Below are 14,705 nucleotides of genomic sequence, written 5' to 3' on the forward strand. Positions count from 1 at the left end.
CCTTATCATCGGCACCAGCCGCGTCTATCTGGGTGTCCACTACCCGAGCGACGTCGTTGCAGGCTGGGCGATCGGCGCTGGGTGGGCCCTTCTATGCTGGTCGATTTTTGCGAGGCGCGTTGTCGCGCGCGATCTTGACGGCAGGTAGCTCCTCATTTTCGCGGCAGTCTCTGTCGTTGTTAAAGATCCACGGCAAGGTCGAAGTCGCCGCTGCCGGCAGACCGCCGAACGAACCGCTCTGTCATACCTGATCAACCCTTCACTGACCAAATGAAGGCATTCAGGGAGGAATAGGAGGGGGCGCGCAAGCAGACATGGCGGCTTTCGTTATGCCGCCACCATGTCTCAAAACGACGGTCGATCAACCGACTAGAGCGTCAAGCTCGCACCGCACATCAGGTAAGGCCGCGGCAAATTCGGCCCGTGCCGACAGGATCGCATGGCAGGCCCGGGCTGCTTCCTTGCCCTTGGTCACGAAGTGCTCTTTGAAAAAGCCGACATGGGCCTCGGTTTCTTGGAAGTAATGGGGGGTGAGCACGACCGAAAGGACCGGTGTGCCGGTATCCAGCTGCACCCGCATGATTCCATCAAGCACCGTCGCCGCCACGAAGTCATGGCGGTAGATACCGCCGTCGACCACGAAGGCGCATGCCACGACTGCAGCAAATTTGCCGGTCTTGATAAGCGTCTGGGCGTGCAGAGGCGCCTCGAGCGCGCCCGGAATGTCGAAAATATCGACGTCGGATTTGGAGCCGCCGAGGGCGGCCCACTCGTCTGCGAAGGAGGTCACGGCTCTGTCGACGATGTCGGCATGCCAGCGCGCGCGAATGACGGCGATGCGGTTCTGCTTGGGGGTAATGGCGATAGTCATCTTTAAACTTTCAAGGGTTGCGCCAGCGGACTGGCTTTTTATCGAAGGTCCCGCGGATGCGGACCCAACGTCCCTTGGGCGAACAGGCGTGACGCACCCCCTCGCTTGGAAGGGCGCACGCGCGTTGCTCTCTTTCATCCGGACTATACCGTCGGCTCCGGCCTCTCACCGGATCTGCTGACCTTTCGCTTTCGCGAAAGCGCTCGCGGGCTCCAGGTCTGCACCTGATACCGCCGGTGGGGAATTTCACCCCGCCCTGAGAACGGGCCGAACATAAGGTCTCACGCGCAGTAAAAGCAAGACCTCTTGTTGCGTCGGGCACTGTCCGCCTGCGTTGGCTGAAGGAAGGGTGTTGGCGCCGAGCACGGCAGGTTTTCGACGCTGGCCGAGACGAGATTTTGTCGTTTCCACGACTCATGTCATTTTGCACGCACAGTGACGTCAGAGGCATGAGACCAATATGGGACTCGAAGCACATCGACTGTCATCCATGGCATCGCCTGTGGGCGCTATCGCAAAGGCGGGCGCCGGATGCAAATTTTTCCTGTCCAAATTGCTGGTGACAATCGCGCTGTTCACCGCATCTGCGATTTCGGTGCACGCGCAGTCCCGCGACTGGGCCGGAACAGTCTCCACTGATTGGTTTCTGGCTGAGAATTGGGTCACCGGCGGTATACCCCAGCCGACGATCGATGGAAACATTGACACTGTGACGCCAAATCCGACGGTGATCGCTATCCCGGACGCACGAGCCAAAAACCTGACCGTCGGTTCAAACGGGACGGGGATGCTCACAATCCAAAACGGCGGGACGCTCGCTGATAGCTTCGGAACAATCGGCAATTTACCGGGCGGGGTGGGAACGGTGAGGGTGACCGGCGCGGGCTCCAGCTGGTCGAATGCCGGGGGGGTGGTGGTCGGTGGCCTTGGTACCGGCTTTCTTACAATTCAAAACGGAGCCACCGCTGAAGACGGCAGCATCGCTGTAGACAGCAACGACTTGAGCAGTGGCGGCGGCTCGATTGGACAGAATGCCGGCTCGTTCGGCTCGGTGACGGTGACTGGCCCGGGTTCCAGCTGGATCAACGGACCCAGCGGTGGGCTTAACATCGGAAGTTTTGGCACCGGCATGATGACGGTCGCGAACGGCGGGAAGGTCCTCAATATCACCAACTTCGCCGCCAATATCGGCAATGCCGCAGGCTCACAAGGCATGGTCACGGTAACCGGCGCGGGGTCTGCTTGGAGCAACCTTTCGGCAGTGAACGTCGGCAACTCCGGTACAGGCAGGCTGACGATTGCGGACGGCGGCATTGTCACCGCGCCGTCTGTCATGATCGCGAGGAACGCTGGTGCTCTTGGCATACTCAACATCGGCGCTGGCGCGGGCGCTCCGGCTGCACCTGGCACGCTCAGAACGCCGAGCGTCGCATTTGGCGCGGGCACCGGTACGATCAACTTCAACCATACGTCCACCAACTACAACTTTGCGCCGGCAATCAGCGGCAACGGCACCGTCAACGTGCTCGCTGGCACCACCATCCTCACAGGCGTGAACATCTACAGTGGAGCGACGAACGTCAGCGGGGGCACCCTACGGGAAGGCGCGCCCAACACGCTCAGTCTGAATTCAGCGGTACTGGTCGCGAGCGGCGGTACTCTCGATCTCAATGGGTTCACTACGGCCCTCCCCAGCCTCATCGATGGAGGCCTGGTGAACATGGGGACGGGCGCTGCCGCCGGCACGACCTTGACTACGCCGAACTACGTGGGAACCGGCGGGACGATCCGAATGAACAGTTTTCTGGCTGGCGACGGTTCGCCGTCAGACAAGCTCGTCATCAACGGCGGTACCGCGACCGGCAATTCTCTCCTGCGCATCACCAACGCTGGCGGTCCCGGCGCCGAGACGTTGGCGAATGGCATCGCGGTCATTGAGGCGACCGACGGTGGCACAACGGATCCGAGTGCCTTCGCGCTGGCTGGCGAGGCACGCGGCGGCGCCTTCGACTATTTTCTCTTCCGTGGCGGCCTCGACGGCAGCCGCCCCGACGATTGGTTCCTGCGCTCAAGCTTCATTGTCGGACCGCCGACCGGGCAGCCCGGGTCGCCCGACCTGCCACTCCATCCGCCTTCCGAGCCTTTGCCGCCGGGCATCTATCCGATCATCGGGCCGGAGATTGCGACCTACGGCGTGGTTCAACCGATCGCCCGGCAAATGGGGCTAGCGACGCTTGGCACCCTGCATGACCGCATCGGCGATACGTTGCTGAACGGGGACATTGGCACGCCGTGCACGCCCGGCGGCGCCGACAAGCGGGATGGAACGACGTCGGATTGCCCGTACGCCGGCTGGGAACCCACTGTATGGGGCCGGGTCTTCGGCGAAGGGGTCGACAACAATTACCTGGCTTTCGCCGATCCGAGCGCGTCTGGCCACATTTTGGGCTTTCAGAGCGGTTTCGACTTGCTGCGCGGCGAATGGACGCCGGGGAGCCGCGATGCCGCCGGCGTCTACTTCGCCTACGCCAATTCCCCTGTCGACGTTGACGGCCTTGTCACCAACGAGGCGGCGACCGGCTATGTGATGCGCAACACCGGGCGTCTCGATCTCAACGGTTGGACAGGCGGGGCTTATTGGACCCATTACGGTCCTGGCGACTGGTACCTCGACGCAGTGGCGCAGGTGACGCACTATGACGGCTCGGCATCCACGGAATTCGCCAAGCTTGACACCACCGGCACCGGCTTCGTCGGTTCGCTGGAAGGCGGCTATCCGATCCCCTTGCCGGCGCTCGGGTCAGGCTTCGTGCTGGAGCCGCAGGCGCAGATCGTCTGGCAGCATGTGTCGTTCGGCGACGCCAACGACGGCTTGGGCGAGGTCGCGCTCGGCACGACGTCAGGCGCGAGCGGCCGGATCGGCCTGCGCGGCAAATGGACCATCGTCAACGACAGCAAGCAGGTCTGGGAGCCTTATGTGCGTGCCAATCTGTGGCGTGACTACGGGGCGAACGCGACAACGACCTATTCCGGCGTCGATCATGTGCCGCTGCACGAGGAGGCCACGCGCCTTCAGCTGGGCGGCGGCGTCACCGTGAAGATGAAGCCTAATCTCAGCTTCTACGCCAATGCCGACTACCAGTTCGCCGTCGGCGCCACGGACGGCGACAAACGCGACAGCTTCCGGGCGGCCGCCGGTCTCAGATACACGTGGTGAGATGCGCATTTCCGATCGAGGTGAGGCAGGCGAGGGGTGGATAGTCTGGGTCGGCAGGTGTCAGACCTTCTCTCCAGGCAGGCTGGCCGCTTGAATGATCCAGTCCGTGAAGAGCGTTACATCGATTGGCTCATTCTCGTGAAGGTGGACGTAGCGCACGTCCCTTTGCTTCGAGCTTACTGGAGGCATGGGAGCGAGTGATGTGCCTTTGAAGAACGTCACCTTCACGTATCTTTCAAAGCAGTGAAAGGCGAGGAACCAACCTTGTCCTTCCAGCCCGTAGAAGGGCGTGTTCCACTTCACAGCTTTCTGCACACCGGGAACGGCACGTTCGATGGTCTCATCGAGCTGGATGCCAACGTGACGTTTCCAACCGGGCATCGCGGCGATGTAAGCTTGAACCGGCGCATCGCCTTCGCCTTTGGGTATCTGAGGATTGCCGCCAGAAAGAAGTTTAGGCTCGCCCAAAGTGCGCCCCCTCCAGGTGTACAAAGACGCTCTATAACACGCTCCAGCAGATGTCTGCTAACGGCGCGCCTCTCGGACGAAGCCGAAGTTGCCCGGCATCGACTGGAATTCCAGAAGGTACTGCCTCTCGATTGCGGGGTGAACATTCGAGCCCCGCTAGGCCGCTCATGGCGCGAAGCCCATCGGTGAACGCCGATGGGCAACTATAGTTCGATCTGCTCGGCAACTCTCAGGGTCAGTCCGAACGGCGCATGCGCCTGAAGTGTCGTTATCGGCACCTCAGGCCAATCTTATCGAAAATGCCCTCAGAAGCGCTCGCCGACCATGTCTTCGCTCTTGCTCCAGAGCGCCTTGGCCCGTTCGGCATCGAGCGCATATGGGCGGACACCCTCGCTGATGCGGCTGACAGGGTTCTCCGTCACCTCAGCGACATGGCAATTCTCGCAATAGCGGCCACCGACCTCGTCGGCAGCGGCGACAACGCCAGCCCATACGGATGTGGCGGCCCCCTGTGGGATGGACTTCAGTTCGTAAGGCGCCTTGCCTTCGGCTGCGAGTTCCTCGTTGATCTTGCCGACCATCGCTTCCAGCGTGCCGTCATCGAGGTGGCGGGTGAGTTCGGTGCGGATGCCGCCGGGATGTACCGCCGTTGCGCGGACACCTCGTGCCTTGTGTCGCCGGTCGAATTCGACGGCAAACAGGACATTGGCGGTCTTCGATCGGCCATAGGCGATCCAGGGGTCGTAGGCCGTGTGCTCAAAGCTCGGGTCTTCGATATCGACATCGGCGAAACGGTGCCCGGACGACGACAGGTTTACCAATCGCCCACCCGATACAATCAGCGATGCGATGCGGTTGACGAAGGTGAAATGGCCGAGATGGTTGGTGCCGAACTGCGTTTCGAAACCGTCAGCCGTGTGGCCGAAGGGGGCTGCCATGACGCCGGCATTGGCGATGACGACATCGAAGAGACGGCCATCCGCCAGGAGCGCATCCGCGCAGGCGCGAACGCTTGCGAGCGAAGCCAGGTCAAGTTCCACAAGCTCGAGGCTGCCGCCAATCGCCGCCTGGGCGCGGACGGCTGCCGTTGCAGCTTCCGCCTTGGCTAGATCGCGGGCGGTGCCTACGACCTCGGCTCCGTGAGCCGCAAGCGCCCGTGCGGTCTCGACGCCGAGGCCGGCCGACACGCCGGTGACGAGCACGCGTTTGCCGCCAAGCTCGATGCCGGAAAGCACATCCTCGGTGGTGGATTTGGCTCCAAACAGGTTTGTCATCAAAAATCTCCTTGTGCTGTGCACGTATAGGCATCCTGCGAAGCAAACCCATTGCCCGCTGCCCTCCGAAAGACTAAAAGGAGGATGCCTCCGCTTTAAATACGGAGGGTTCCTCCGTTTATCAATAGGCTTTCCTTCGTGTGACCCAAGAAAAGAATAAATCCGTCGCCGCGCGCAAACCCCGCGCCGATGCCGAACGCAACCGGCTGCGGCTGCTGGAAACGGCCAAGAGCGCTTTTGCGGTGAGGGGCCCGGAGGTCAGCCTGGAAGATATCGCCCAATCGGCAGGTGTCGGGATCGGCACGCTTTATCGCCACTTCCCGAACCGCGATGCGCTGATCGCAGCCGTCTACCGCAACGAGACGGAGCAGTTGGTGGAGGCCGCCCGGCGACTGGCCCAAGGAAATCCCCCGGTTGCGGCCCTGCGCGAGTGGATGCTTGTCTTCATCGATTATATTGCCACGAAGCAGGGGATGTATCCGGCACTCAATTCCCTGGCCTCAGGCACGTCGGACCTCTACGCAGCCTCGGGCACGCAGATCAGGGAAAGTATCGAGATGCTGGCCAGCCGCGCTGTCGCCAGTGGTGAAATCCGACTCGACATCGATCCGCTCGACCTGCTGCGCGCCGTGGCCGCTGTTGCCAATGCCAGCGCCGGTAATAGCTGGAAAGCGGCCGCCACTCGTTTGGTCGATATTTTGATCGCAGGGCTGAAAATCGAATCTGGCAACGAATTGTGAAGCCTGTGATGGCGACTGCCGGAAATGGCTAGCCGGGACCGTGCGAAACATCTCCCCCTATTTTGGCAGCTCAACACAAATTTTTGTCCTGATCCCGCAAGATCGTTGCCGCCAATGCCGGTAAGAGGCTCTGGCAGCGACGATATATTTTAGTGTCAATGCACGGCGCTGCAACCAGAGGCGGGGATCTGGTTGCGGCGCCGGTTTCAGGGGCGGTCCCATCTGCTACCCAAAATGGCATTCGGCGCCTGAATGCCTACTCTCTCGTGACATCATTCCGCGCGTTGATGGACCTTCATCATTGATCCCTGGGCTTCCTGGGAAACCTTCTCGAATCGGACACAAACAATGCGAATACTTATGGCCGCTCTCATGCTAGCGGCTTCTCTGACTTCGTGCGCCTCACGAGCTAAAGACATTGCCGCAGCTTACGTCTCTCCCACTCTCTACGAAAAACTCTCGTGCAAGGAATTGCAAGAGGAAGCCACCAGCGTGTCCTCGCGCGCGGCAGCCGCTGCCGGCGTTCAGGATAAGAATGCCGGACAGGACGCCGCTGTGACAACCGTTGGCGTCGTGTTGTTTTGGCCGGCCTTGTTTTTCACAAAGGGCGATGGCGCTTCAGCCGCTGAGGTCGCTCGCCTGAAGGGAGAAATGCAGGCTATTGAGGACGCGTCGCGCGTCAAGAAGTGCGGGATTAACTTCCGCCAACGGTAGAATCTCTGCCGCGGTCTCTTCGACGAGCCCGCGGCAATGCCACCTACGCCGAAGTGCGCTGCACCCCCACGAGATGCGTGGGCCGCGTCGCCGCCAATTGATCACCAACGGGAGCGGCTTCCTGCGGGAAACGTGAGCCGACATACGCGCCGCGACCAACTGAGCACGCAACGGTGCTGCTCCGAAGGATTATGCGGAGTATAGGGCGTCGGAGTATTTTGGATCTGATGTAGTTCTGATATGGTCACGTAACAATCGCGAAAATATGAGGCCGACCATGCATTGCGGCCGTATGCGTAGTATTTTTCTCGCAGGAGTCGGACTTTGCGCTCTAGCAGGTCTTGTTGCGGCCGACGAGGATGCGGTGGCGACAGGAGACCGGTTGGCGGCGTTGTTGCGAGCCAGCCGGAGTGTGGTTTCGAGCCACCAGGACCTCATCAACGACCAATCAAAGGGAAACAAGGACCTTAGCGGCGAACGTGTCGTGGCGGAGGCGATCACGATATTCGCCGGTCAAAAAGGCACTTCGATTCCGAGCGACAGTTCCAGCGGATTGGACAAACTGCTCTTCGATGCCCAGATGGCCGCGATCCGCGAAGTGGTCGATGACCACCAGGAGCTGATCAACACGAAGGGTGTCGGGTTCAAGGGCTTCATCCCCTCGACTTTCGCGCGTCTCGTCAACGAACGCTTCGAGGAAAAGGTGGGCGATAAGGCAAGGATGAAGGTCACCGCGCCGGAAGGACAGATACGCAACCGCAAGGCCCGGGCCGACGATTGGGAGCGCCATGTCATCGACGATCGGTTCCTGTCGCCGGATTGGCCCAAGGGGAAGTCTTTCTTCGAGGAGGTCGAAATGGACGGGCGACCTTCATTCCGCATGCTGATTCCCGAGTACTATTCGGCATCCTGCCTCACCTGTCACGGCCAGCCCAAGGGCGAGGTCGATATCACGGGCTATCCGAAGGAAGGCAAGGCCGAGGGCGACCTGGCTGGCGCGATCAGCATCACGCTGTTCAAATGAGTGCCGCGCAAGCCATCCGCACATGGTTCGGCCAGCTGGCAGATCGAAAAATCTCTCTGCGCCTTGTCTGTCTTTCGACCGCTTTGCTTCTCGCGCTGTTGGTCAGCGTCGCGTTCATGGCGCGCGATCTGCGGGAGAACCAACGGCGTGTGGAGGAGACGAACCTTCGCTTCCACATGTTCGACGAAGCCGCGCGGGCGCACCGGCACTTTGGCGAGGTGCGTTACTGGCTGACGGATCTCTCGGTCAGTCTGCTGACACTCTCCGAGCGGCGAGCACAGGCGGCCCGCACCGCGCTGGAAGAGGATTTGACGCGCATCAAGCAGTTCGCGCCGGAGGCAGCCAATATCATCGAGGCGGGTTCGACAGCCTACTACGAAAAAGCGATGCAGGCGGTCGATGCCTATACTGACGACAATCGCGTCATCGGAAACTCGCAGCTGGCAGCCGCCCGAAACTACAGCGACGAGGTCGACGCCGCCCTCCGGGCGCTCGAGGACCGTCTCGAGAGTGAGGCGGATCAGGCGCGCAATACGGCCGCGGCCTCCGCCCGGAATACCTACCGCCGCGCGCTGATCGCCGTCGGTTTCATCACGATCGCTGGCGCTGTGATGACTTGGCTAGTCCTTCGGTCGATACTCGTGCCGCTTGGCCGCGTCGACAAAGCGATGACCCAGCTGACGCAAGGTAGAGACGACGTCGAATTGCCACCGGAAGGCCGCGATGAATTCGGCAGGCTTTCGACGACGCTGCGCCTGCTGCGCGACAGCCAGGCGGAGCGCCGCATTCTCGAAGCCGCTGCCGAACGCCAGCGCAATACCGTCCTGACGGCAATCGAAACCATCCCCGATGGGTTCGCGTTTTTCGACGCGGAGGATCGCCTCGTCCTGGTCAACCGACGCTATCTCGAGACCTTCCCGGAACTTGCCGACATCATGACGCCCGGCCGGCCCTTCGAAGAGATCGTTCGTGCGCAGGTGGAGCGGGGCGTGTCCGGGACTGGCAACGCCGATGTGGAGCAATGGGTTGCCGAGACGATGCGCCGGCACCGGGATCCGGAGGGTATGATCGAACGGCAGTTCGCCAATGGAGCATGGCTTCGCATCGCCAAGCGCAAAACGCTGGAAGGGGGCACGGTTGCGGTCTACACGGATATCACCGATCTCAAAAGCCGTCAGGCCGAGTTGGAGGAGGCACGGCGCGGCGCTGAGGTTGCAAGCGATGCGAAGAGCCGGTTCCTTGCCTCGATGAGCCATGAGTTGCGCACGCCATTGAATGCGATCATCGGTTACAGTGAGATGCTGATCGAGGATGCAACCGACCTCGGCCAGCCCGGCTTCGTCGCGGACCTCGCCAAGATCATGGGCTCCGGCCGGCACCTGCTGGCGCTGATAAACGACATCCTCGATCTTTCGAAGATCGAGGCCGGGAAAATGGAGCTTTATGTCGAACGCCTGAGCCTTGCTCAGCTCCTCACGGAGGTAAAAAATACCGTCGCGCCGCTCATCGCTAAAAGGGGCAATCGGCTGACGGTCACAGCGTCGGTGGAGCCGGACGAGATCGAAACCGACAAGACAAAACTCCGGCAAAATCTGTTCAATCTTCTCTCGAATGCGGCAAAGTTTACCGAAAACGACGACATCCTTCTGTCGGTCGAGCGCCTTAGGGATGCCGACGGCGAATGGCTCGAATTTTCGGTCACCGACCACGGGATCGGTATGACTGACGAGCAGCAGTCGAAGCTTTTCCAGGCTTTCGTGCAGGTCGATGCCTCGACCACCAGAAACTACGGCGGAACAGGTCTTGGCCTGGCGATAACCCAGCATTTCATCCGCATGATGGGCGGAACCATTACCGTTGAAAGCGAGTTTGGAAAGGGCTCGACCTTCCGCTTCAGGATCCCCGCGCTCGAGGGCGCGCGCGAGATGCGCGAGACGGAGGACATCGTGGCGCGACGCGATACGTCCGACGGCGAGCGATCTCATGGCATAGTCGTCGTCATCGACGACGAGGCCAAGGCACGCAAGATTGTGTCGGACGCGATCCGCGACGCCGGCTTCGATGTGATTGAGGCGGAAGGGGGCGAGGCGGGTATGGAGCAGGTGCGTAAGCTGCGCCCGGATGCGATCATCCTCGACGTGATTATGCCCGGGCGTGACGGCTGGTCGGTCTTGCGCGAAATCAAATCCGACGACGCGCTTTGTGGCATCCCCGTTATCCTCGCGACGGTCGTTGCCGATCGCGAGATGGGTTTGGCGTTCGGGGCTGCGGACCACCTGGTCAAGCCGATCGATCCCCGGCAACTCGTTGAGACGTTGAACGCAGTCGCCGGAGACCAGCGACATGATGTCCTCGTCGTCGAGGACGATGCCTCGACGCGTGAGCTTTTTCGCAGGGTACTCGTGCGGGAAGGCTGGCGTGTCAGGGAGGCCGCTGATGGACGGCGCGGCCTCGAAGCGCTGGCGGCCGGACGCCCGACGATCATGGTGCTCGATCTGATGATGCCGAACATGGATGGCTTCGCGCTGTTGAGGGCGATCCAGGAAAGGCAGGATCTGGCGGACCTTCCGATCGTCGTCGTCACGTCGAAGGACCTGACCCGCGAGGAAATGGAATGGCTCGGCCTGCGTGCGAAGGAAATCGTCAGAAAGGGGACAAAGGGCCGCGCCGATCTGATCGCGGCGTTGAGGCGACACGTCCCATTGAGTGAAGACGCGTGAGGAGGCTGGAGCAGGATGGTCAAAATTCTCCTCGTCGAAGACAATGAGATGAATCGCGACATGCTATCCCGCCGACTGGAGCGGCGAGGATACGAGGTTGTGATCGCGACCGACGGGCTGGCCGGCGTGGAAGCGGCCCTCAGCGCCAAGCCCGATCTGGTGCTGATGGATATGAGCCTGCCGCTGATCGACGGCTGGGAGGCAACGAGGCGTATCAGGAATAACCCCGCCACCGCGACAATCCCGATTATCGCGCTAACCGCTCACGCCATGGCCGGCGACCGGCAAAAGGCGTTGGATGCCGGCTGCAATGACTATGATACAAAGCCGATCGAATTGCCGTTGCTGTTGGAAAAAATATCGCGTCTGACAGGAGGGTGACCGTCGTGGCCTCGTCGCCTGATATCGGGCATCGCGCTTATATAGCAATGATCGTGCAGAAGATCGCCGATCCGGCGCAAGCCATGCTCGGCTACCAGGAGCTGGTCGTCGAGGAGGTGCGCAAGGTGGGTCCGACAGCCGCGCTGCCCGATCTGGAAAAAGTGCTGCGCGCGGCGCGCGAATTGAACGCCTTGATCGAACGACTTGTCGACACGCCGGCCGACAATGTCAGCATCGCCACCGCAAATGCGACCCTGCGACATGACTTGCGAACTCCCATGAATGCTATTCTCGGCTATTCGGAGATGGTTATCGAGGACTTCGGCGAGGCGTTGTCTCAACGGCTCCTGGGCGACATTTCCAGAATCATTGACGAGAGCCGCAATCTGCTCACGCAGATCGATGAGACGCCTGATATCGGCTCCCTGGGTCGCGATCAGAGACCCGAAAACGAACTTGATGCGACGATTGCAGCCGATCTCGCACGAACGATAGCGGTTCGATCGCCCATCGAGCCTGAAAGAGCGGCGCGTATTCTGGTCGTCGATGATACCGCGTCAAACCGTGATCTCCTCGCTCGGCGCCTCGGGCGCGATGGACATACCGCCACTGTCGCAAGCTCAGGTGAGGAGGCGCTGCTGATATTGGAGGCGCGGGAGTTCGATCTCGTGCTGGCCGATATATTGATGCCGGACATGAACGGCATCGAGCTTCTTGGCCGACTCAAATCGGATGAGCGCCTGCGTGATATCCCGGTGGTCATGATTTCCGGTCTAAGGGATGAAGCCGCGGTTATCCGCTGCATCGAGGCCGGAGCGGAAGACTATCTGCGCAAGCCGATCGATCGGGTGCTTTTGCGGGCCCGCATAACGGCTTGTCTGGAGCGCAGCCGTTGGCGCGAACGCGAAAGGCGGTATCTGGCGCGGATCGAGTTCGAGAAGGAACGGGCCGATACGCTGCTGCACGCCGTCCTTCCAGGGCGGGTGGTCAAGCGGCTTGCTTGCGGCGAGGACGTCATCGCCGACCGTATCGACATGGTGACCATTCTTTTCGCCGATATTGTCAATTTCACTGCGTTCGCCGCGCGAACCCCGGCCGGCGCATTGGTGCAAATGCTCGGTGACCTGTTTTCCCGTTTCGACGAGCTTGCCGACCAATATGGCATCGAGAAAATCAAGACAGTCGGCGACGCCTACATGGCGGCAGCTGGGTTGCCCGACCCCCGTCCGGACCACGCGGTCGCGGCGGTCGCCTTTGGCAAGGCAATGCTTGCGGAAATGCAGCGGGCCGCTGGTCCGACGCCACCGCTAGCACTCAGGATCGGGATCAACAGCGGCCCGGTGATCGCAGGGCTAATCGGCCGAAAGCGGTTCGTCTATGACGTTTGGGGGCACACGGTCAATTTGGCCAGCCGCATGGAGTCCTACGGCATGCCCGGACGAATTCAGATATCTCAAACGACCTACGAGGCGCTCGGGGCGATCGGCATGCATGCGCGCCCGAACACTATGCATATCCGTGGGATCGGCACATATACCGCTTACCTGCTCTGATAACAAAGCGGAGCATCGCCATGAAATCATTTCGGTCTTTGGCAGTCACATCGACGGTGTTTCCGTGCGTTCTTTCATACGCCCTGTGCCGCGAAGACACCGCGCATGACCGGTAAAATGCCGTTCGAAAGTTCATTTCGGTCGCAAGGCACGTCACAATCTGGTAAAGAAATTTAAACGTGCACGCCGTGATCTGTTTTCGAAACGGCATTACCGCAAGCGCGTTCGATCCTTATAGTTTCTGGTCCGATCCTTATAGTTGTGAGGGAATCATGCCCGCACCAGCCAACTATTCACTCGTCTTCTCAGATGAATTCGATCGCCTCAGCATCGCCAACACCACGACTGCGACGGCCAACTGGTACACCGCGCAACCGTGGGGCGGCGGCTTCGGCGACGCTCAGTTCATGCCGGTCGGCGGCGCCGCGTCTCCGTTCTCGATCGTGCAACAGGCGGGCGCGAGCGCGCTGCAGATCGAGATGACGCGGAATGCGGCGGGCCAGCTTCAGAGCGGGTTGATTTCGAATACCTTCCCGAATGGCACGAGCACCACCCCTCACGATGGCGACCCCTATGGCTACTATGAGGCCAGGATGTGGTTGCCAGCGGGCAAGGGCGTGTGGCCGGCCTTCTGGTCCATTGAGCAGGAACGTCTGTCCACGACGCGCGACCATGTCTTTGAAGTCGACGTGATGGAGCAGCACGGCAGTGCGCTCGCTGATCGATATGCGAGCACTCTGCACGACTGGAATTGGAAAGGGACTACGCTGGAAGGCCACACGAGCCAGGCGCATCAAAATATCGTCGGGCAGGGCGTGTTGACGACGGGATGGCATACTTATGGCGTCGAGATCAAATCGGATACCATGACGTTTTTCTTTGACGGCCATGCTCATTTTTCGCTGCCCACGCCAGCAACGCTCAACACGGATCCGATGTTCATGATCGATCTGGCTGCCGGCGGCGGTTGGCCGGTCGATCCGGCTCTCGACGATGCAAAGCTTTATGTCGATTATTTTCGTGCCTATGAGTTGAACGGCTCGACCCCACCCACGTCCCCTCCGACCGGCAATGTGCTCGTGGGAACGAGCGGCGACGACACCTTCACCATCAATAACGCTTCGACCGGAATAAAGGAGCAGCCGGGGGGCGGTTTCGATACCGTCAATGCGTCGGTATCCTATACCTTGCCGGACAACGTCGAAAAGCTGCGCCTTTCCGGCTCTGCCGCACTCGACGGGACCGGCAACGCTGCGGGCAACCAGCTCTACGGCAATACAAACGCCAATACCCTGTCGGGTCTGGGTGGCGATGACTATCTGTATGGGGATGCCGGCAACGACAAGCTTGTCGGAGGTGACGGCAACGACAAGCTCTATGGCGGAAACGGGAACGATCTGCTGGTCGGCGGCCTCGGTATCGATCGGCTGGACGGCGAAGCAGGAGCGGATACGTTCCGGTTCGAAAGCGTCGCGGACAGCCCCTATTCGGCGCGCGACACCATCATCTCGTTTTCAGGTACGGCAGGCGACCGCGTGGATATCAGCGCTATCGATGCCAACACGCTTGTCAGCGGCAATCAAGCCTTCACCTTCATTGGGTCGGATTCCTTTACCGCGGCGGGCCAGGTTCGAGTGAGCAACGGAATTCTGTCGGCCGACGTCAATGGCGATCATGTGCCCGACTTCGGCGTGGTCGTCGGGACCGCGCATCTGGATAGCGGCTATTTCATCCTATAGGCAA

The 14,705-nt window shown here is 60.8% G+C and carries 12 protein-coding genes and 1 riboswitch; of the genes, 9 read left to right on the forward strand and 3 right to left on the reverse strand.

Going from position 1 to position 14,705, the window contains the following annotated elements; translation table 11 throughout:
• A partial coding sequence (locus AB4048_RS25895; protein WP_442204882.1) for a phosphatase PAP2 family protein occupies window positions 1-148 on the forward strand: 148 nt, incomplete at its 5' end.
• 213 nt (window positions 149-361) lie between these two features.
• Here AB4048_RS25895 and AB4048_RS25900 read toward each other — a convergent pair.
• A complete protein-coding gene (locus tag AB4048_RS25900; RefSeq protein WP_442204857.1) occupies window positions 362-871 on the reverse strand; it encodes a 6,7-dimethyl-8-ribityllumazine synthase in 510 nt (169 codons plus the stop codon).
• Window positions 872-993: 122 nt separating this feature from the next.
• Window positions 994-1,139, reverse strand: a riboswitch (FMN riboswitch).
• Window positions 1,140-1,658: 519 nt separating this feature from the next.
• On the opposite strand from AB4048_RS25900, the gene AB4048_RS25905 reads away from it, so the two are divergent.
• Window positions 1,659-4,088, forward strand: coding sequence for an autotransporter family protein (locus AB4048_RS25905; protein ID WP_442204858.1), 2,430 nt, complete (start codon window positions 1,659-1,661; stop codon window positions 4,086-4,088).
• 60 nt (window positions 4,089-4,148) lie between these two features.
• Here the strand turns inward: AB4048_RS25905 and AB4048_RS25910 are convergent, their stop codons facing one another.
• Window positions 4,149-4,556, reverse strand: a complete 408-nt coding sequence (locus tag AB4048_RS25910; RefSeq protein ID WP_442204859.1) for a DUF1801 domain-containing protein — start codon at window positions 4,554-4,556, stop codon at window positions 4,149-4,151.
• Between the two features lie 305 nt (window positions 4,557-4,861).
• Window positions 4,862-5,830, reverse strand: coding sequence for an SDR family NAD(P)-dependent oxidoreductase (locus AB4048_RS25915; RefSeq protein WP_442204860.1), 969 nt, complete (start codon window positions 5,828-5,830; stop codon window positions 4,862-4,864).
• Window positions 5,831-5,970: 140 nt separating this feature from the next.
• On the opposite strand from AB4048_RS25915, the gene AB4048_RS25920 reads away from it, so the two are divergent.
• From AB4048_RS25920 to AB4048_RS25950, 7 genes are all read left to right on the forward strand, one after another.
• Window positions 5,971-6,570: a TetR/AcrR family transcriptional regulator gene (locus AB4048_RS25920; RefSeq protein WP_442204861.1), complete on the forward strand. Its 600-nt coding sequence runs from the start codon at window positions 5,971-5,973 to the stop codon at window positions 6,568-6,570.
• A 348-nt stretch (window positions 6,571-6,918) separates the two neighbouring features.
• Window positions 6,919-7,284: a hypothetical protein gene (locus AB4048_RS25925; RefSeq protein ID WP_442204862.1), complete on the forward strand. Its 366-nt coding sequence runs from the start codon at window positions 6,919-6,921 to the stop codon at window positions 7,282-7,284.
• A 277-nt stretch (window positions 7,285-7,561) separates the two neighbouring features.
• Window positions 7,562-8,308 (forward strand): Tll0287-like domain-containing protein, encoded by a 747-nt coding sequence (locus AB4048_RS25930; protein WP_442204863.1) that lies wholly within the window; start codon window positions 7,562-7,564, stop codon window positions 8,306-8,308.
• On the forward strand, window positions 8,305-11,028 hold the full coding sequence (locus tag AB4048_RS25935; protein ID WP_442204864.1) for a response regulator: 2,724 nt from the start codon (window positions 8,305-8,307) through the stop codon (window positions 11,026-11,028). Before AB4048_RS25930 ends, AB4048_RS25935 begins: the two co-directional genes overlap by 4 nt.
• A gap of 15 nt (window positions 11,029-11,043) precedes the next feature.
• Window positions 11,044-11,409: a response regulator gene (locus AB4048_RS25940; RefSeq protein WP_442204865.1), complete on the forward strand. Its 366-nt coding sequence runs from the start codon at window positions 11,044-11,046 to the stop codon at window positions 11,407-11,409.
• Window positions 11,410-11,414: 5 nt separating this feature from the next.
• Window positions 11,415-12,962, forward strand: coding sequence for an adenylate/guanylate cyclase domain-containing protein (locus tag AB4048_RS25945; protein WP_442204866.1), 1,548 nt, complete (start codon window positions 11,415-11,417; stop codon window positions 12,960-12,962).
• 272 nt (window positions 12,963-13,234) lie between these two features.
• Window positions 13,235-14,701 (forward strand): family 16 glycosylhydrolase, encoded by a 1,467-nt coding sequence (locus AB4048_RS25950; protein WP_442204867.1) that lies wholly within the window; start codon window positions 13,235-13,237, stop codon window positions 14,699-14,701.
• Window positions 14,702-14,705 lie beyond the last annotated feature (4 nt).

Source organism: Rhizobium sp. RAF56 (genome assembly GCF_052113965.1).
In the GTDB taxonomy this organism is placed as follows: domain Bacteria; phylum Pseudomonadota; class Alphaproteobacteria; order Rhizobiales; family Rhizobiaceae; genus Rhizobium.

Coding starts and splice junctions, on each gene's coding strand:
- AB4048_RS25900 (WP_442204857.1), bottom strand. CDS start 871: ATGACTATCGCCATTACCCCCAAGCAGAACCGCATCGCCGTCATTCGC.
- AB4048_RS25905 (WP_442204858.1), top strand. CDS start 1,659: ATGCTCACAATCCAAAACGGCGGGACGCTCGCTGATAGCTTCGGAACA.
- AB4048_RS25915 (WP_442204860.1), bottom strand. CDS start 5,830: ATGACAAACCTGTTTGGAGCCAAATCCACCACCGAGGATGTGCTTTCC.
- AB4048_RS25925 (WP_442204862.1), top strand. CDS start 6,919: ATGCGAATACTTATGGCCGCTCTCATGCTAGCGGCTTCTCTGACTTCG.
- AB4048_RS25930 (WP_442204863.1), top strand. CDS start 7,562: ATGCATTGCGGCCGTATGCGTAGTATTTTTCTCGCAGGAGTCGGACTT.
- AB4048_RS25935 (WP_442204864.1), top strand. CDS start 8,305: ATGAGTGCCGCGCAAGCCATCCGCACATGGTTCGGCCAGCTGGCAGAT.
- AB4048_RS25940 (WP_442204865.1), top strand. CDS start 11,044: ATGGTCAAAATTCTCCTCGTCGAAGACAATGAGATGAATCGCGACATG.
- AB4048_RS25950 (WP_442204867.1), top strand. CDS start 13,235: ATGCCCGCACCAGCCAACTATTCACTCGTCTTCTCAGATGAATTCGAT.